The following is a 17,475-nucleotide window of genomic DNA, read 5'->3' on the forward strand; positions in this document are numbered from 1 at the left end:
CATGCCGCGCGGGGGATCAGGGGCGGGCGGCCAGAGCGGTCCCGGGAAGACCGGGAGAGCGGCGCCACGCCCCTTCCATCCGGATGATCCGTTGCCGGATCAGATGTCGTCGGAACGCTCCGGCGGCACCAGGCCTTCGAGGCCACGAAGAAGATCTTCTTCGGAAATACGGTCGAACTCGACGGCGGAATCGTCCACCTGAGCCACCTGGGTCGCCTGCTGGCCACCGCTGGTCTGAACCAGCGGAACAGCTTCGGCTTCCGGCTCGTCCACTTCCACATACTTCTGCAGGGAGTGGATGAGATCTTCCTTGAGGTCTTCCGGGCTGACAGTCTGGTCCGCGATTTCACGCAGGGCCACGACCGGGTTCTTGTCGTTGTCCCGATCGACCGTCAGAGGAGAGCCGCTCGAAATCATACGAGCGCGATGAGCTGCAAGAAGAATGAGCTCGAATCGATTTTCGACCTTGTCGATGCAGTCCTCGACGGTCACGCGCGCCATAAGACGTCTCCATAAATGAGGGAACCTGAGGAGTGAGCGTATACTGATCCGGGTGGGGTAAAGCAACCCCAAAAGCCTTCCTGCGACCTGCTGTCGTGTCACGCATCCGGTCTGACAAGTCAGTCCGGTGATAAACAGCGGGCCGGAGCCAATAGGCCATGCAAGTTCAGGGCGTGGGGAGCAACTGGCATAGCAGTGCCCGGCAGAAACTGCCGGTCGGACATCTCTTGAAATTTATGACAGGTCTTAATGCATACTTTGTCAGGACCTTGAGCGCTTTGCACGCGGAAGTGAAGCGATTTTCAGGGGGCGAATGATCTTGGACGGTTATTTGTGATTGCAGTTTTGGGGCTATTTGGTGTACGGGCTGAATTGTGGCTCCCCTTACAAAAAAATCAGAAGAGTCACGCGGGTATAGAACAAGGCACTTCTAAGGGTCGGTACAAGGCCCGGACTTTCTGCAGTCTGCCGTGAATGGCGACCGTTCAAACTTATTTTTAAAGAGATCAGGTCGCCTTTCGGGAATTGCAGAAAATAAGAAAGGTTCCCCTAAGGATGTTTGATGCACGTGAAAAGGTTGCGTTGTTCATTGACGGCGCAAACCTTTATTCCACCGCAAAGGCTATTGGTTTCGACATCGATTACAAGCGGTTGTTGAAGGAATTTCAGGGCCAGGCCTACCTGCTGCGGGCATACTACTACACGGCTCTGATCGAGGATCAGGAGTATTCCTCTATCCGTCCCCTGATCGACTGGCTCGACTACAACGGCTACAAGGTAATCACCAAGCCGGTGAAGGAGTTTGTCGATTCGTCCGGTCGCCGCAAGGTGAAGGGCAACATGGACATCGAGCTCGCGGTCGACGCGATGCAGCTCGTCGATCATGTCGACCACATCGTTCTCTTCTCCGGTGACGGTGACTTCCGCTCTCTGGTCGAGGCGCTGCAGCGCAAGGGCCGCAAGGTGTCGGTGGTGTCCACCCTCAAGACCCAGCCGCCGATGATCGCCGACGACCTGCGCCGCCAGGCCGACCACTTCATCGATCTGGCCACCCTGGCCAACAAGATCGGTCGTGACCCCTCTGAACGTCCGTCCCGCGCGCCCGTGCAGGACGACGTCGAGGATGACGACGACTACTGAGACCGGCTCGGACCCACGGACAACAGGTCAGGGAGACCATGACTGACGCGCGTTCCCCGGGTCCGGTCGATCCGCCCAAGGACTGCAATGCCTGCCCGCGCCTTGTCGGCTTGCGGCAGGACCTGCAGGTCCAGTTCCCCGACTGGTTCAATGCGCCCGTGCCGACCTTCCGGTCCGCCGACGCGCCGCAGCTCCTCATCGTGGGGCTGGCGCCGGGCATGCGCGGTGCCAACCGCACCGGCCGTCCCTTCACCGGCGACTATGCCGGGGATCTCCTCTACGAGACCATGATCGACTTCGGCTTCGCGCAAGGCACCTACCGGGCCGATCCGGAAGATGGGCTCGCCCTGCGCGGCGCCATGATCACCAATGCGGTGCGCTGCCTGCCGCCGGAGAACAAGCCAACGGGCCCGGAGATCCGCACCTGCCGGCCCTATCTCCTGTCGACGCTCAGGGCGGATCCGGCCTTGAAGCTCGTGCTCGCGCTCGGTCGCATCGCCCATGACACGTTCCTGTCGGCGCTTGACCAGAGGCGCGCGGCCCATCCCTTCGCCCATGGCGCCCGCCACGAGCTGACCGGCACGGGTCTGGTGCTCTACGACAGCTATCACTGCTCCCGCTACAACACGAATACCGGCAAGCTGACGACGGAGATGTTCCGCTCGGTCTTCTCCGCCATGCGCCAGGAGCTGGACGCGGCCGGCTCCGCCTGAGGAGCGCGCGGAGCCTGTCTCGGGAAACGCCTTGCGCGTGACTGGACGGCGCTGTCGTCAGACCGTGGGCGGGAAGGCGGGTGGCGTCTGTGCCGCGGCAGGGGGGGGGCTTTCGCTGTCGCTCACCTCGACCCATCCGTCAGGGCCCAGATGTTCCTGCGGCTGGAACCGGGCCTTGTAGGCCATCTTCGGCGAGCCGTTCACCCAGTATCCCAGATAGACGTAAGGCAGGCCGAGCCGCTGGGCGCGCTCAACATGGTCGAGGATCATGACCGTGCCGAGGCTCAGATCCCGCTGGTCGGGATCGTAGAAGGAATAGACCATCGATAGCCCGTCGCTCAGCCGGTCGGTGAGGGCGACCCCGAGCAGGGGACCGGTGCCCGTTCCGGTCAGGAAACTGTCGGGGCCCTTGTGGCGGTATTCAACGACCAAGGTCTCCACATGGGTGTCTTCCACCATCATGGCATAGTCGAGCACGCTCATGTCGCTCATGCCGCCGTGTTCATGGCGGGAGTGGAGATAGGTCTTGAAGAGATCATACTGCTCGGCAGAGGGCGCCGGCGGCAACTGGGCGCCGATGATGTGGCGGGTCTTTGCGCGAATGCGCCGGAATGACTTGGTCCAGCGGAAATCATCGACGCGGATGCGGACGGAGATGCAGGCCCGGCAGGCCTCGCAGGCCGGGCGATAGGCGATGTTCTGGCTGCGGCGGAACCCGCCCTGGGTGAGCACGTCATTGAGCGCGGGCGCATGATTTCCCACCAGATGCGTGAACACCTTGCGCTCCTGCCGCCCCTCCAGATAGGGGCAGGGGGCAGGGGCCGTCAGGTAGAACTGCGGGTGGTCTGTCGGATGCCGCGTCACGAACGTCCTCTCATCTGTCGCCGCCGCTCACTCTCACCTAACGGGAGACGCCCCTCAAGGGGGCGCGCTTCACAAGTGGTAATACCATGGCGCGACGATGGAGAAGGTCAACCACAAAATGATCACCAGCGGGGTTCCCGCCCGCAGGAAGTCAGAGAATCTGTAGTGTCCCGGACCCATCACGATCAGGTTGGTCTGATAGCCGATGGGGGTGGCGAAGGACGAATTGGCCGCGAAGATCAGGCAGACGAGGAAGGCTTCCGGCGACACCCCGATCTGCTTTGCAATGCCGATGACGATCGGCGTGAAGAGCACCGCCGCCGCATTGTTCGACAGGAAGTTGGTGAGGATCGCCACGATCAGGTAGAGCGCGGACAGCATCACCGCCGGCGAGGCGCCTTTCAGCAGGGCCACCATGGAGGTGGCAAGGAACTCCGCCCCGCCCGAGGCCTCCAGCGCCAGCGCACCCGCCATGGAGGAGCCCACCAGCATGAAGATGCGGCTGTCAATCGCCCGCATGGCCTGGCGGATGTTCAGGCAGCCGCTCGCGATCATGGCGAAGACGCCGGTGACGGAGGTGACGACGATGGGCACCAGCCCGGTCGCGGCAAGGCTTAGCACCAGCAGGAAGATGACCAGCGCCCGCGGCGCGAAGCGGCGGCGCGGGACTTCGGCCTGGGACCAGTCGAGGAGAAGCACGTCCCTGTTGCCGCGCAGACGCGCCACCTGATCCGCATCGCCGCCCACCAGCAGAACGTCACCGGCCTCCAGGCGGATGTCGTTCATCGCCATGCGCGGCATCCGGCTGCGGCGCTGGATGCCCATCACCACGCAGCCGGTTTCCGCATGGAACCCCGATTGCAGCAGGGTGCGGCCCATCAGGCGCGAGGCAGGCGCGACCACGGCCTCGGCCAAGGTCAGGGTGCCCGTGGGCAGGGGCGGGGCGTCGGCGGGGGAGTCCGGCGAGGTGCCGCCCTCGCCGTCGAGCAGGGGCTTGCGCGCCGACAGCGCCTTGGCGAGCGCGGTGCGCGTGGCGGCCACGATCACTGTGTCGCCGGGCGCCAGCACGACATTCTCGAAGGGGGGCAGGATCGGCTTCTCGCCGCGCTGCACCAGCCGCACGGTCATGTCCTTCAGCGACGGGAACATGCCCGACACCGACTGGGTGCCGACCAGTGGATGGCCATAGGTGATGTTGATCTGGGCGATGAACTGCTTGCCGGAAGACCCTTGCAACTCCTCGGCCATAGTCTTGCGCACGGTGAGCAGCCGCGGCATCACGAAGAGCACGTAGATCCCCCCGACGACGGCCAGAAGCGCGCCCAGCGGCGTGAAGGAGAAGAACGTCAGGTGCACGTCCGTGGTGGCATTGGCGATGTTGGCGACCAGCAGGTTGGTCGAGGAGCCGACAACCGTGGTCATGCCGCCCAGAATGGTGATGAAGGAGAGCGGCATCAGCACCCGGGCGGGCGAACTGCCCATGGTGATGGCCACGGCGCTCAGGATCGGCAGGAACATCACCACCACGGGGGTGTTGTTGAGGAAGGCGCTGAGGAACCCGACCAGGCACAGGACCGGCACGGTGGCGAGGCCGGAGCGGCCGCGGGTCCAGCGCACGATCAGCTTGGCGGGTCTCTCCAGGGCATCCGTCTGGAACAGGCCCTGGCCGATGATCAGCAGGCTGGTGACGGTGATCAGCGCCGGGTTGGCAAAGCCGGACAGAAGCCCTGTCGGGGTCACGGCCTCGTTGGGGAAGAGTGTGAAGAGCACCAGAAAGGCGACGACCGCGCCCACCGAGACGGTCTCGATGGCGTAGCGCTCCATCGCATAGAGAACAATCGTGACGCCGATCACCAGAAAGGTGAGCGTCATGGGAAGATCAAGTGCCTGCATTCGCCCCGCCTGCTGTCACCCGGACCCTCATCCGGGCAGCCTCCTGGTGTTCGAAGGCGCCGCAGTGCGCGCCCTTGCAGGGCCGGCAATGGCGCCTCAAACCGAGATGATCTTAGTGCATGGCGCCAAGGTTCGAAAGGAAAACCGGTTGTCTTCCAAAGGGCTCTGTCGAGGGACGCACCTCAGCCCGTGTCCGCTTACAGGCCGTTGCGGCGCAGGGCGTCCGTGTTCATGACCACGGTGCCCAGCACGATGTCGTGGAGCAGACGCTTGCGATCGGAGAAGAGGCTGACGAGCAGCACGAGCGGCGTCAGCAGTGACACCGAGAACCAGAAGAGCAGCACATGGACGGCCGCCAGCAGCGGATAGGGCAGGGCGCCGTGCCACAGGCGCATTTCCAGGCCCATCGCCCGCATGCCGGGTGTGGCCGCCGTCGGGCCGCCAAGCGTCAGCGCGGTGTAGATCAGTGCAACCGCCGGCCACAGGAAGGCATAGGCAAGCCAGGCCAGGCCGAGGGTGAAGATCCCGAGGAAGAAGATCACCACGGCCGCCAGCGAGGCAAAGAGGAAGACCGCGATCACGTCGATGAGGAAGGCCATCATGCGACGGGTGCGCACACCGTCGAAAAGGTCCGGCCGCACAAGCGGGTCGAACAGGACGGGGCGGTCGGAAGGGGCAAGGCTGTCGCTGGACATGGCGGCTCCTGAAGCATGAGCATCGGTCATGGCAGGGATATGGGAAGTCGAGGCCTTCAGCGCAATGCAACCCTTGCGCTTGAGGTCTCGTCAGGTCCCCGCCCGTCAAGCCCCCGGGTCCGGTCCCGCTCGTCAAGCCATGGTTTGGGCCACGTCCAGGTGACGCACCGTGTAGCCCTTGTCGCGCAGGGCCTGAACGATGTCCTTGCCATGCTGGGCGGTGAAGGCCTCGAAGGTCACGTCCAGGGTCGCGCCCTTGGCCGGCACATTGAGGAAGAGCCGGTGATGGGCCACGTCCACCACATTGCCCTGCATGTCGCCGATGGTCATGGCAATGTCGCCGAGGACGCCCGGCCGGTCCGGCGTGTCGATGCGGATGGAGACCACCTTGCCGTCGCGCGCCAGTTCGCGCACCACGATCTTCGACAGGAGACGCGGATCGATGTTGCCGCCGCACAGCACCAGACCGACGCGCTTGCCCGCAAACCGCTCCGGCTCGCTCAGCAGCGCGGCAAGGCCGGCCGCGCCCGCGCCTTCCGCAATCGTCCGCTGCAGAGTCAGATAGGCATTGATGGCCTGCTCCAGCGTGCTTTCCTTGACGAGGATGATCTCGTCGACGGTCGCCTTCACCACTTCCTGGGTGATCAGTCCGATGTCGCGCACCGCAATGCCTTCGGCGATGGTGGCGCCTTCGCAGCGCACCTCCTTGTCATGCAGCGCGCCCCACATGCCCGGATAAAGCACGGTCTCGACACCGATTACCTCGATGGAGGGCTTTAGTGCCTTGGCGGCGACCGCCATGCCGGCAATCAGGCCGCCACCGCCCACCGGCACGACCAGCGTGTCCAGGTTCGGCTGGCTCTTGAGCATCTCCAGGGCGATGGTGCCCTGACCGCGCATGACCTCCACGTCGTCGTAGGGGTGCACCCAGACATAGCCATGGGCCTCGGCCAGCCGGTCGGCCTCGGCCTTGGCCTCCGCCAGCGTATCGCCCACCAGCACCACCTCGGCGCCAAAGCCGCGGGTGGCGGAAATCTTCACGAAGGGCGTCAACGCCGGCATGACGATGGTCGCCTTGATGCCCAGCCGGCTGGCGTGATAGGCGACCCCTTGCGCGTGATTGCCGGCCGAGACCGCGATCACGCCCCGGGCGCGTTCCTCCGCGCTCAGGCTCAGCAGCTTGATCAGGGCGCCGCGCTCCTTGAAGGCGCCGGTCACCTGCATGTTCTCGTATTTGACGAAGACCTCGGCGCCGGTCAGTTCGGACAGCCGCGGCGCGGGAAGGCACGGCGTCTCGATCACCGCATCCTTCAGCAGCTCCGCCGCCTGACGGATGCTGTCGAGGGTGAGGGTGGCCGCCAGCGCGGCGGCTTCAGACTTTGAGGGGGCGGTTGTGCTCATCAATCGGGTCTTCTTTCGCGAGCCCGTGCCGCGTCTCCCGCACGGGCCCCTTGAGTGATCTGAAGCGATCTGGATGCCGGTCTCTCCCCCCGGGACCGGCGATGTGGAGCAGCGTCAGACGACACGGCCCCCGGGGCGGGGTTTCAGCCCCGGCGCAGGATCTCGGCCACCTTCGGCGCGAAATAGGTCAGGATGCCGTCGGCCCCGGCGCGCTTGAAGGCCATCAGGCTCTCCATCATGGCCCGGTCGCCGTCCAGCCAGCCATTGGCGCTGGCGGCCGCGATCATCGCATACTCGCCCGACACCTGATAGGCGTAGGTCGGTACGGAGAACGTGTCCTTTACCCGGCGGATGATGTCGAGATAGGGCATGCCCGGCTTCACCATCACCATGTCGGCGCCCTCGGCCAGATCCAGCTCCACCTCGCGGATCGCCTCGTCCGTGTTGGCGCTGTCCATCTGGTAGGTGCGCTTGTCACCGATCAGCGTGGTGTTGGTGCCCACCGCGTCGCGGAAGGGACCGTAGAAGGCCGAGGCATATTTCGCCGAATAGGCCATGATCTGCTTGTCGCGGAAGCCGTTGGCGTCCAGCGCGATGCGCAGGGCGCCGATGCGCCCGTCCATCATGTCGGAGGGCGCGATGATGTCGGCACCCGCATCCGCCTGTACCAGCGCCTGATGGCAGAGCTGGGAGACCGTCTCGTCATTGAGGATGAGAGGACCTTCCATCAGCCCGTCATGGCCGTGGCTGGTGTAGGGGTCGAGCGCCACGTCGGTGATGAGGCCGATGTTCAGCCCTTCTGCCTTGATGGCCCGGCAGGCGCGGCAGATGAGGTTCTGGTCGTTGAGGGCCTCGGTGCCAAGCGCGTCGCGCAGGTCCGGATCCGTGTAGGGGAAAAGGGCAAGGGCCGGAATGCCGAGGCTCTCCGCCTTCACCGCCTCGCGCACGGCCTCGTCCACGGAGAGGCGGAACACGCCGGGCATGGAGGCAACCGGCTGGCGGATGCCCGAGCCGTCGACCAGGAAGATCGGCCAGATCAGATCGTCGATGGTCAGCGTGTTCTCGCGCACCAGACGCCGCGACCAGTCGGTCTGGCGATTCCGTCGCATGCGACGCCCGCCGAGAATCTCGTCCATGGTTTCCGGCGTGATGGCGTGCTTGCGCGGCGGCGTGGACATGGCGGGCTCCTGTGTTCGGTTGCCGTCCCCGCGAGACCTGCTCGCCCTTGCGATCCTCCGGAGGGTCCGGGGAACGCCTTGATTGCCAAGGGGATCGGATCTCACGGCTTTAGCATGACACCGGGGCCAGTCAAGCCGCCAGTGGGCAGGAGTGGTCGTTGCAGGGGGACGACAACGCATGCCCGAAAATATGCAGTTTGACCTCGCGAGCGCCTTGGCTAAAGTCACAGCCCGCACCTGACCGGCTGCTTCGCGACCGGAGGGAAGGGGACCGGCAGGGAGGCTGGGGGCTTGAACACGACGACCATGACCGACGACATTCTCTTCGAAACGCGACAGGGACTGGGGCTTGCCGTCCTCAACCGGCCGCGTGCGCTCAACGCCCTCAATCACAACATGGTCAAGGCTCTTTCCGCCCAGCTCGAACTGTGGGCCGAGGATCCGGCGATCCGCGTGGTCTGTCTCACGGCGGCCGGCGAGAAGGCCTTCTGCGCCGGTGGCGACATCCGCGCCGTCTATGACGGCCGCATGGCCGGGGAGACCGGGCTGACGGCCTTCTTCCACGACGAATACCGGCTGAACGACCGCATCGCCCGCTTCCCCAAGCCCTATGTTTCCCTCATTGACGGGATCGTCATGGGCGGCGGGGCAGGCCTCTCCATGAACGGAGCCTACCGGGTCGGCGCTGAACGCACGCTGTTTTCCATGCCCGAGACCGGCATCGGCTTCTTCCCCGACGTGGGCGCAAGCCATTTCCTGAGCCGGCTTCCCGGTCAGATCGGCCTTTACTGCGCCATGACGGCGGCGCGCATCATGCAGGCCGATGCCTTTGGCGTGGGGCTTCTGACCCACACCGTGCCGCGGGCCTCTTTCCCGGACTTGCTCGAAGCGCTGGAGACCAGCGAGGACGTTCCCGCAACCCTCGACGCCTTCCACAAGGCGCCGGCCGGCTCCGGGCTGATGGCGCGCCAGCCAATGATCGACAAGATCTTCGCGGGGGCGACTGCCGAGAAGATTCTCGGCGACCTGGACAAGCTGTCGGAGAAGTCGAGCCGCGACGCCACCGCCGCCAAGATCATGGCCGAGACCCTGGTGGAGAAGTCGCCCACCAGCCTGAAGATCACCCTGGAGCAGATGCGCCGCGCCAAGGGCAAGGACCTGCGCGAGTGCCTGGTCATGGAATACCGGATCCTCTCGCACATCCTGGAGGGCACGGAGTTCTATGAGGGCGTGCGCTCCGTTCTGATCGACAAGGATCATGCACCGAAATGGTCTCCGCCCATCCTCGAGGAAGTGGACAGCGCCGACATCGCGGCGTATTTCGAGGAACCGGCCGGCGGCGATCTGACGTTTTGACCGCCCGGAACCCTAACGGACCCAGATGACAGGCCTTCAGGATCTTGCCAGCGCCCGCCCGTCCTGGAGCGTGGTACTCGTTTTCTATCTGCGCGTGATGTCCCTGCTGCTGATCGGCGGCGGCGTCATCCACTGGGCGCGGATCGTCGGCCTGACCCCCTGGCGCGGACTGATGTTCTGGGACATGCCGACCGAATGGCAGGCCGCCATCATCTTCTTCGCGGTGCTTGACCTTGTGGCCGCCATCGGTCTGTGGCTTGCCGTGTCCTGGGGCACGGTGATGTGGCTCTTCCGGGCCATCAGCCAGATCGTGATGCACACGCTCTTTTCCGATGTCTATGGCCGGCGTCCCTATGAGATCGCCTTCTACCTTCTGACCATCGCAATCTATCTCATCCTGATTTATCTCATGGAACGGGAGAACCGGACGAACTGACTCGCGGGCCGCAAGCCCCGGCAGTCGCGCCGGTGACGTCCTTCGGGACGCATTCAAGATCAAGACGGCCGGCCGGGAGGACCATGGCAGGCCGAACGGGAGGACATGTCACATGAGCAGCAAGATCGCCTTCATCGGCCTGGGCAACATGGGTGGCCCCATGGCCGCCAATCTGGTGCGCGCCGGCCATAAGGTCGCGGGCTTCGATCTGAACCCCAAGGCTCTCGAGGCGCTGGGCGCCGTGGGCGGCACGCCGGTCTCCGATGTTCATGAGGCCGTTGAGGGCGTCGACGTGGTGATCACCATGCTGCCCGCTGGCGCGCATGTGCGCGAGATCTACATGGGTAAGAACGGTGGGGGCAAGGACGGTGCGGGCAACGGCCTGCTCGACGAACTGGCCCCCGACACGCTTCTGATCGACTGTTCCACCATCGACGTGGACAGCGCCCGCGCCGTGGCGGCTGCCGCGTCCGAGCGCGGTCACGTGATGGTGGATGCGCCAGTGTCCGGCGGCGTGGGCGGGGCGACCGCCGGCACTCTGACCTTCATGGTCGGCGGTTCCGACGAGGCGGTGGCCCGGGCGCGTCCGGTGCTGGAGATCATGGGTAAGACGATCGTTCACGCGGGCGGGGCCGGCAATGGCCAGGCCGCCAAGATCTGCAACAACATGATTCTCGGCATTTCCATGCTTGCGGTCAGCGAGGCCTTCAATCTCGGCGAGTCGCTCGGACTGGATGCGCAGGCGCTTTTCGACATCGCCTCGAAATCTTCTGGCCAATGTTGGTCACTGACTTCTTACTGCCCTGTCCCGGGGCCGGTACCCACCTCGCCGGCCAACAACGACTACAAGCCCGGTTTCGCCGGGGCGATGATGCTCAAGGATCTGAAGCTCTCCCAGCAGGCCGCCGGCAGCTCCGGTGCCCGCACACCCCTTGGGGCGCAAGCCGAGGCGCTGTACGAGGCCTATTGCGAGGCCGGCGGGGCGAGCCGCGACTTCTCCGGCGTGGTCACCTGGCTGAAGACCTTATGATGAACGAAGTCTTGAGCTAACTACCTGACGGAGCTTCTTTTATTTAACGGATCATTCAGCGTGTCTCTTAAGCGGATCTTAGAGGCGCCTCTGTAGTTTGAAGGTCAAGGTGGCGCAAAAAACAATGCCACCACAAAGACAGGCAACAAGAGGCGCAAACACATGATCACCGCTAAAAGGGCAGTCGACGCAGTGGTTCACGGAGAAGGGGAAGCGGAACTCAAGCCGCTGTACCTGGAAGCCCTGACCCTTGTCGAACGGCTTCACCGCCGTCTTCTGGATGTTATCAAGGACGAGTTCGACCGCATGGGCCGGTCTGACGTGAACAGCGTGCAGGCGCTGCTTCTCTTCAACATCGGCGATTCCGAACTGACCGCAGGCGAACTCCGCACGCGGGGCTACTATCTCGGTTCGAACGTGTCCTACAATCTGAAGAAGCTCGTCGAGACCGGCTACATCCACCACCAGCGCTCCCGCATGGATCGCCGTTCGGTGCGAGTGAGCCTGACCGACAAGGGCCGGGAAGTCGCCAAGATCGTGAACGAGCTTTACGAGCGGCACATCCTGTCCGTCGAGCAGGTCGGCGAAATCGGGGCGAATGACTTCGTCACCCTGAACAAATCCCTGCGTCGTCTCGAGCGGTTCTGGACCGACCAGATTCTCTACCGTCTCTGATCTTGCCGGCAGGGCCGCGGCGCCGCGGCCCGGTGCGATCATCGAGGCGCTTTCCAAAAGCCCGTCTCCTGACCCTGTCCGGTCGGGCGTCGGGCTTTTGCCTGTCCGGCATTGCGGACATGATATCGACACAAAAGCGTGGCTTCGTCGCCCAGACTGGCGTGGGCTGCGCGGTCGTCCCGCATCCGGTGCCCGTGTGGCCCGCAGGTCGTGCCGGTTCAGCTCTCCTGAGCACCAGGGCTTTCAATTTGTTAAGCATGTTTGGTTAGGGTCCGGGCCGGATCGACGCGGGATGCGCTAGGCTTCCCGCCTGAAGGATGAAACAGGGTTTTTGAGCATGAACGTCTCGCTGGATACCTCGGCAATCACCCCAAGGACTGCGGCGACGGGCCGTGTCCTGTCCCGGGCGCGCCGCTCGGCGGTGGCCGGTCTCATGTCCCTGTCCGTTCTGGCAGGCTCCGGCTTCGTGACAGGCTCCAATGCCCAGTCCACGGCCCTCGACAGCCTGCGTGCCGCCAACCAGCCGGTGGAGTGGGAAGACCGCTTCGACACCTCCACCGAGGGCCTCAAGGCCGTGGAAAGCGCCACGCCGACCCTGTCCGCCCAGACCCCCGACTATATCGCCATGGCCATCGACCGCTATTCCCGCATCGTCCAGACGGGCGGTTGGGGGCAGGTGACCCCGGTCAAGGGCAAGCCCCTGCGCATCGGCGATCGCGATCCGCGCGTGGTCGAGCTGCGCCGCCGCCTCATGGTCTCTGGAGACCTGGAGCAGCGCGAAGGCCTGACCGACATCTTCGACAGTTACGTCGATGCCGCCCTGCGCCGTTTCCAGCTGCGTCACGGCCTGATGGCCGACGGCCTGCTCGGGGACAACACGGTCGTTGCTCTCAATGTGCCGGCGGACGTGCGCCTGCAGCAGCTCCAGACCAATTTGGTGCGCCTGCGCTCGATGTCCGGCTTCCTGGGTGACCGCTACGTGATGGTGAACATCCCCGCGGCCCAGATCGAGGCCGTGGAAGACGGGCGCGTGCGCTCGCGCCACACCGCCGTGGTCGGCAAGATCGACCGTCAGACGCCGATCCTCAATTCCAAGATCTACGAGCTGAACTTTAATCCTTACTGGACCGTGCCGGTCTCCATCATCCGCAAGGACCTGATCCCGAAGATGAAGAAGGATCCGGAGTATCTGGCGCGCAACCACATCCGCATCTTCGACTGGAAGAACAACGAGCTCTCCTGGCAGCAGATCGACTGGAACACCAATGACGCGGTGAACTACCAGTTCCGTCAGGATCCGGGTGACGAGAACTCCCTCGGTTCCGTGCGCATCAACTTCCACAATACCCATCAGGTCTATCTGCACGACACTCCGTCCAAGACCCTGTTCGGCAGTGACTACCGCTTCCACTCTTCCGGCTGCGTGCGCGTCCAGAACGTGCGCGAGCTGGTGACCTGGCTTCTCCAGTCCTCCACCCCGGACTGGGACCGCGCCAAGGTGGATGACGTGATCCGCACCGGCCTGCGCGAAGACGTGAAGCTGAAGCTCCAGATCCCGCTCTACCTCACCTATGTGACGGCCTGGGCCAATGCGGATGGCGTGGTGCATTTCCGCGAGGACATCTACGACCGCGACGGTCTCTTCGCCATGGAGAACCAGGACGCGATCCAGGGCGTGACCGACAGCCAGGCGCGCCTCTGAGCGCTCAGCTCCTGCGACAGATTGAAGCCGTTCCGCCCTGCGGAGCGGCTTTTTTCGTGGGTGAAGACGTGGGAAAGCGTCGTCTCCCGCTTGTCCGCCTCTCACGCGGGTCCCATAATCTGGAAGATGCGGTGACACGGCGTGTGGAGCCGCGTGTCTCGCGGAGACCGAGCCCCTGCCGTCCGGTCCCGCACAGGTGATCAGCACATGAGCCAGAACCCGTATCAGCCCTCCGGGCGCGCGAATGGACAGGCCTCCCAGCCTGGCGAGGTCTATATCGAATTCCAGGCCATCGGCCCGCAGGTGCGTGTCACGGCCATGGATGCGGCCTCCGGCATCGAGGTCTTCGTCGTCGGGCCGGTCACCGCGTCACGGTCTGATCTGCAGACGCTCGCCATCCGTAAGCTTCAGCGACGCATGGCGCAGGGCGATGATCTGCCCCCATCCTCCGGTCGCGGCATCCTCGCCTGACCCGTGGATCTCGGGCGCGCGAGCAATCGAGCGGCGCAGCCTCCGGTTGACCAGGTCTCCGGGAGAGGGCGTACCCGCTTCCGGGGCCGGTCAAATCGTCCTGAGCATGCGCTCTGCACTTGGTTCGGACAGTGCTCTGTGATAGTCCGATCCGCGACAGTTCAATGAACCCTGACCGGGGATCGTCGACGCCTTGCGAGGCCGAGGCGAGAGCCGGACCAAGGGGTCCGTTTCCAGCAAAAGGGAAGGCGACATGTCTTTGACGGAAACCGCAATCAGCTCCATTCACGACTTCTTCAACCGTCCGCTGGAAGCCAGCGACAACGAGATCTTTGACGCCATCGGCAAGGAACTCGGTCGCCAGCAGCACGAGATCGAGCTGATTGCTTCCGAGAACATCGTCTCCCGCGCCGTTCTGGAAGCCCAGGGCTCGATCTTCACCAACAAGTATGCCGAAGGCTATCCGGGCAAGCGCTACTACGGCGGCTGCGAATATGCCGACGTGGTCGAGACGCTGGCCATCGAGCGCGCCAAGAAGCTCTTCGACTGCAACTTCGCGAACGTTCAGCCGAACTCCGGTTCCCAGATGAACCAGGCCGTGTTCCTGGCGCTGCTGCAGCCGGGCGACACCTTCATGGGCCTCGACCTGAACTCCGGCGGTCACCTGACCCACGGCTCTCCGGTCAACATGTCCGGCAAGTGGTTCAACGTGGTGTCCTACGGTGTGCGTGAAGACGACCACCTGCTCGACATGGACGCGATTGCCGCCAAGGCCGAGGAACACAAGCCGAAGCTGATCATCGCCGGCGGCACCGCCTATTCCCGCATCTGGGACTGGAAGCGCTTCCGCGAGATCGCCGACAGCGTCGGCGCCTACCTGATGGTCGACATGGCCCACATCGCCGGTCTGGTGGCCGGTGGCGTGCATCCCTCGCCGATCCCCCACGCCCATGTGGTCACCACCACCACCCACAAGTCCCTGCGCGGTCCGCGCGGCGGCATGGTGCTGACCAATGACGAGGGCATCGCCAAGAAGATCAATTCCGCGATCTTCCCCGGTCTCCAGGGCGGCCCGCTGATGCACGTGATCGCGGCCAAGGCGGTTGCCTTCAAGGAAGCGCTGCAGCCGGAGTTCCGCTTCTATGCTCAGGCTGTTGCCGCAAACGCCAAGGTTCTGGCCGAGACCCTGAAGGAACAGGGCCTCGACATCGTCTCCGGCGGAACCGACAACCACCTCATGCTGGTTGACCTGCGTCCGAAGAACGCCACCGGCAAGTCTGCCGAGAAGTCTCTCGGCCGTGCCAACATCACCTGCAACAAGAACGGCATTCCCTTCGACCCGGAAAAGCCCTTCGTCACCTCCGGCATCCGTCTCGGCACCCCGGCCGGAACGACCCGTGGATTCGGCCAGGCCGAATTCCGCGAGATCGGCCTGCTCATCACCGAAGTGCTGGACGGCCTGAAGGCTGCCAACTCGGAAGAGGGCAACGCTGCGGTGGAAGCGGCCGTCAAGGCCAAGGTGGAAGCGCTGACCGCGCGGTTCCCCATCTACCCGACCCTCTGAGGGCGACAGGCCTCACGCAACCGCGAGGCTTGCGCGGGGCCGTTTCCTGCACGATCTTGAAGAGACCCTGGACCCTCAGCCCGGACGTGCTGGGGGTCTTCTTGTCAAACGGAGCATATGCCCATGCGTTGTCCCTACTGCGGCGGCGAGGAAACCCAGGTCAAGGACTCCCGTCCCACGGAAGACAACACCGCCATTCGCCGGCGCCGGGTCTGCAACACCTGCGCAGGGCGCTTCACCACGTTCGAACGGGTGCAGCTGCGCGAGCTGATCGTCATCAAGCGCAATGGCCGCCGTGTGCCCTTCGACCGGGAAAAGCTCATGCGCTCCGTCTCGATTGCCGTGCGCAAGCGCCCGGTGGAGCCCGAGCGGATCGAGCGCATGGTCTCCGGCATCGTGCGCCAGCTGGAAAGCTCGGGCGAGAGCGACATCACGGCGGAAACCATCGGCAACCACGTGATGGAAGGGCTCAAGGGCGTCGATGACGTGGCCTATGTGCGCTTCGCCTCCGTCTACAAGAATTTCCGCGAGGCCAAGGATTTCGAGGCCCTGCTCGGCGAGTTGAGCGATTCCGACGGGGAGGGGATGGCATCCCTGTCGTCTCGCTCCGCCAACGACGACGACTGACCGCACGCCGCAACGCCTGCTCGACACGCCCTCCCGTCCCACTCCCTGTCCACGGACCCTTCATGAACACCGCCGCAGAGGATCGCCGCTTTCTTCTCGCCGCCGTCCGGCTGGCCCGACGGGGGCTCGGCCGGGTCTGGCCCAATCCGTCCGTGGGCGCGCTGATCGTTGCCCGCAACGAGGCCGGAGAGCCGGTGGTCGTCGGCCGCGGTGTGACGGGACGACCAGGCACGGGCCATGCGGAAGCGCGCGCGCTGGCCGATGCGGGCGAGAAGGCGCGCGGCGCCACCTGCTATGTGACCCTGGAGCCCTGTTCCCACTTCGGCCGCACGCCGCCCTGTTCGCTCGCCCTCATCGAGGCGGGCGTCGCCCGCGTGGTCGTTGGCGTGGAGGATCCCAATCCCCGGGTTGCCGGCCGTGGCATCGCCCTTCTGCGCAAGGCCGGCATCGAGGTCGAGGTCGGCGTGGCCCGCGATGAGGCGCTTGCCCTGCACGCGGGCTTCATCCGCCGGATCACGGAAAACCGTCCGCATGTGACCCTGAAGATGGCCCTGTCTGCGGATGGCGCCATCGGCCGGGTGGGTGCGCCCGAAGGTGCTGCCCAGATCCATCTCACGGGACCGATTGCCAATGCGCAGGTCCACACCCTGCGCGCCAGCCATGACGCCATCCTGGTGGGCATCGGCACCGCCTTGGGCGACGATCCGAGCCTCACCTGCCGCCTGCCGGGCATGGCCGACCGCTCGCCGGTCCGCGTGGTGCTGGACCCTTCCGCCCGCCTGCCGTTGAACGCCACCCTCGTGCGCACCGCCGCCGAGGTGCCCGTCTGGCTGATCGTCACCGCCGACGCTCCGGCCGGGCGCCTCGACGCGCTCACTTCCGCCGGCGTGCTGGTGATCAAGGTGCCCGCCAATCGGGAAGGGCGCATTGCCCCGGCGGCCGCCCTCGCGGCACTCGCAGCGCGCGGCATCACCACTGTCCTGGTGGAGGGCGGCGCCCATGTGGCCGACGCCTTCGAGCGTGCCGGGCTGGTGGACACCATGATCATGGCCCATGCGCCGCAGCGGATCGGGGAGGGGAGACTCTATCCTTTCGCCGACCGCAGTCTGGACATGGTGCTCGCAGATCATACCTATGTGCTGACCGAGACCGGCACCTGGGGGCCGGACGGCTATCAGATCTTCCGCCGCCGATGAGGGCCGGGCCCTGCGGTGCGCCACGAAACGACT

Annotated in this window: 17 protein-coding genes; 11 read left to right on the forward strand and 6 right to left on the reverse strand. The window is 64.8% G+C overall.

Annotated elements, in window-relative coordinates:
- Positions 1-99: 99 nt before the first annotated feature.
- Entirely contained in the window at positions 100-501 is a 402-nt protein-coding gene (gene rpoZ, locus FR728_RS05030; protein WP_149891512.1) for a DNA-directed RNA polymerase subunit omega, read from the reverse strand.
- Between the two features lie 555 nt (positions 502-1,056).
- Between rpoZ and FR728_RS05035 the strand changes: the two genes are divergently transcribed.
- Positions 1,057-1,641 (forward strand): LabA-like NYN domain-containing protein, encoded by a 585-nt coding sequence (locus tag FR728_RS05035; RefSeq protein ID WP_149891513.1) that lies wholly within the window; start codon positions 1,057-1,059, stop codon positions 1,639-1,641.
- A gap of 38 nt (positions 1,642-1,679) precedes the next feature.
- The gene (locus FR728_RS05040; protein ID WP_149891514.1) at positions 1,680-2,354 is read left to right on the forward strand and encodes a uracil-DNA glycosylase; all 675 of its coding nucleotides are present in this window, start codon (positions 1,680-1,682) and stop codon (positions 2,352-2,354) included.
- Positions 2,355-2,411: 57 nt separating this feature from the next.
- Here FR728_RS05040 and FR728_RS05045 read toward each other — a convergent pair whose 3' ends face one another.
- From FR728_RS05045 to hemB, 5 genes are all read right to left on the reverse strand, one after another.
- The gene (locus FR728_RS05045) at positions 2,412-3,218 is read right to left on the reverse strand and encodes an arginyltransferase (RefSeq protein WP_149891515.1); all 807 of its coding nucleotides are present in this window, start codon (positions 3,216-3,218) and stop codon (positions 2,412-2,414) included.
- Between the two features lie 69 nt (positions 3,219-3,287).
- Positions 3,288-5,111, reverse strand: coding sequence for an SLC13 family permease (locus tag FR728_RS05050; protein WP_149891516.1), 1,824 nt, complete (start codon positions 5,109-5,111; stop codon positions 3,288-3,290).
- Between the two features lie 197 nt (positions 5,112-5,308).
- The gene (locus FR728_RS05055) at positions 5,309-5,806 is read right to left on the reverse strand and encodes an RDD family protein (RefSeq protein WP_149891517.1); all 498 of its coding nucleotides are present in this window, start codon (positions 5,804-5,806) and stop codon (positions 5,309-5,311) included.
- 132 nt (positions 5,807-5,938) lie between these two features.
- On the reverse strand, positions 5,939-7,207 hold the full coding sequence (locus FR728_RS05060) for a threonine ammonia-lyase (protein ID WP_149891518.1): 1,269 nt from the start codon (positions 7,205-7,207) through the stop codon (positions 5,939-5,941).
- A gap of 143 nt (positions 7,208-7,350) precedes the next feature.
- Positions 7,351-8,343: a porphobilinogen synthase gene (hemB, locus tag FR728_RS05065; protein ID WP_244304463.1), complete on the reverse strand. Its 993-nt coding sequence runs from the start codon at positions 8,341-8,343 to the stop codon at positions 7,351-7,353.
- Between the two features lie 333 nt (positions 8,344-8,676).
- Here hemB and FR728_RS05070 point away from each other — a divergent pair, with 333 nt between their 5' ends.
- From FR728_RS05070 to ribD, 9 genes are all read left to right on the forward strand, one after another.
- Complete coding sequence (locus tag FR728_RS05070) at positions 8,677-9,741, forward strand: enoyl-CoA hydratase/isomerase family protein (RefSeq protein WP_208998657.1); 1,065 nt, start codon at positions 8,677-8,679, stop codon at positions 9,739-9,741.
- A gap of 25 nt (positions 9,742-9,766) precedes the next feature.
- A complete protein-coding gene (locus tag FR728_RS05075; protein ID WP_149891520.1) occupies positions 9,767-10,177 on the forward strand; it encodes a DUF6163 family protein in 411 nt (136 codons plus the stop codon).
- A gap of 112 nt (positions 10,178-10,289) precedes the next feature.
- Positions 10,290-11,207 (forward strand): 3-hydroxyisobutyrate dehydrogenase, encoded by a 918-nt coding sequence (gene mmsB / locus FR728_RS05080; protein ID WP_149891521.1) that lies wholly within the window; start codon positions 10,290-10,292, stop codon positions 11,205-11,207.
- Between the two features lie 162 nt (positions 11,208-11,369).
- Positions 11,370-11,882, forward strand: a complete 513-nt coding sequence (ldtR, locus tag FR728_RS05085) for a transcriptional regulator LdtR (protein ID WP_149891522.1) — start codon at positions 11,370-11,372, stop codon at positions 11,880-11,882.
- Between the two features lie 337 nt (positions 11,883-12,219).
- Positions 12,220-13,584, forward strand: a complete 1,365-nt coding sequence (locus tag FR728_RS05090; RefSeq protein WP_208998658.1) for a L,D-transpeptidase family protein — start codon at positions 12,220-12,222, stop codon at positions 13,582-13,584.
- A gap of 207 nt (positions 13,585-13,791) precedes the next feature.
- Entirely contained in the window at positions 13,792-14,055 is a 264-nt protein-coding gene (locus FR728_RS05095) for a DUF6898 family protein (RefSeq protein ID WP_149891523.1), read from the forward strand.
- Positions 14,056-14,308: 253 nt separating this feature from the next.
- The gene (gene glyA / locus FR728_RS05100; protein WP_149891524.1) at positions 14,309-15,619 is read left to right on the forward strand and encodes a serine hydroxymethyltransferase; all 1,311 of its coding nucleotides are present in this window, start codon (positions 14,309-14,311) and stop codon (positions 15,617-15,619) included.
- A gap of 123 nt (positions 15,620-15,742) precedes the next feature.
- A complete protein-coding gene (gene nrdR / locus FR728_RS05105) occupies positions 15,743-16,246 on the forward strand; it encodes a transcriptional regulator NrdR (RefSeq protein WP_149891525.1) in 504 nt (167 codons plus the stop codon).
- A gap of 62 nt (positions 16,247-16,308) precedes the next feature.
- On the forward strand, positions 16,309-17,442 hold the full coding sequence (ribD, locus tag FR728_RS05110) for a bifunctional diaminohydroxyphosphoribosylaminopyrimidine deaminase/5-amino-6-(5-phosphoribosylamino)uracil reductase RibD (RefSeq protein WP_149891526.1): 1,134 nt from the start codon (positions 16,309-16,311) through the stop codon (positions 17,440-17,442).
- The last annotated feature ends 33 nt before the right edge of the window (positions 17,443-17,475 follow it).

The organism is Roseibium aestuarii, assembly GCF_008477545.1.
GTDB lineage: Bacteria > Pseudomonadota > Alphaproteobacteria > Rhizobiales > Stappiaceae > Roseibium > Roseibium aestuarii.

Bases quoted from the DNA above. Each gene is read 5' to 3' on its own strand.
- FR728_RS05060 (WP_149891518.1), bottom strand. From the start codon at position 7,207: ATGAGCACAACCGCCCCCTCAAAGTCTGAAGCCGCCGCGCTGGCGGCC.
- glyA (WP_149891524.1), top strand. From the start codon at position 14,309: ATGTCTTTGACGGAAACCGCAATCAGCTCCATTCACGACTTCTTCAAC.
- FR728_RS05050 (WP_149891516.1), bottom strand. From the start codon at position 5,111: ATGCAGGCACTTGATCTTCCCATGACGCTCACCTTTCTGGTGATCGGC.
- ldtR (WP_149891522.1), top strand. From the start codon at position 11,370: ATGATCACCGCTAAAAGGGCAGTCGACGCAGTGGTTCACGGAGAAGGG.
- ribD (WP_149891526.1), top strand. From the start codon at position 16,309: ATGAACACCGCCGCAGAGGATCGCCGCTTTCTTCTCGCCGCCGTCCGG.
- mmsB (WP_149891521.1), top strand. From the start codon at position 10,290: ATGAGCAGCAAGATCGCCTTCATCGGCCTGGGCAACATGGGTGGCCCC.
- FR728_RS05035 (WP_149891513.1), top strand. From the start codon at position 1,057: ATGTTTGATGCACGTGAAAAGGTTGCGTTGTTCATTGACGGCGCAAAC.
- FR728_RS05075 (WP_149891520.1), top strand. From the start codon at position 9,767: ATGACAGGCCTTCAGGATCTTGCCAGCGCCCGCCCGTCCTGGAGCGTG.
- FR728_RS05095 (WP_149891523.1), top strand. From the start codon at position 13,792: ATGAGCCAGAACCCGTATCAGCCCTCCGGGCGCGCGAATGGACAGGCC.
- rpoZ (WP_149891512.1), bottom strand. From the start codon at position 501: ATGGCGCGCGTGACCGTCGAGGACTGCATCGACAAGGTCGAAAATCGA.
- FR728_RS05040 (WP_149891514.1), top strand. From the start codon at position 1,680: ATGACTGACGCGCGTTCCCCGGGTCCGGTCGATCCGCCCAAGGACTGC.
- FR728_RS05090 (WP_208998658.1), top strand. From the start codon at position 12,220: ATGAACGTCTCGCTGGATACCTCGGCAATCACCCCAAGGACTGCGGCG.
- hemB (WP_244304463.1), bottom strand. From the start codon at position 8,343: ATGGACGAGATTCTCGGCGGGCGTCGCATGCGACGGAATCGCCAGACC.
- nrdR (WP_149891525.1), top strand. From the start codon at position 15,743: ATGCGTTGTCCCTACTGCGGCGGCGAGGAAACCCAGGTCAAGGACTCC.
- FR728_RS05055 (WP_149891517.1), bottom strand. From the start codon at position 5,806: ATGTCCAGCGACAGCCTTGCCCCTTCCGACCGCCCCGTCCTGTTCGAC.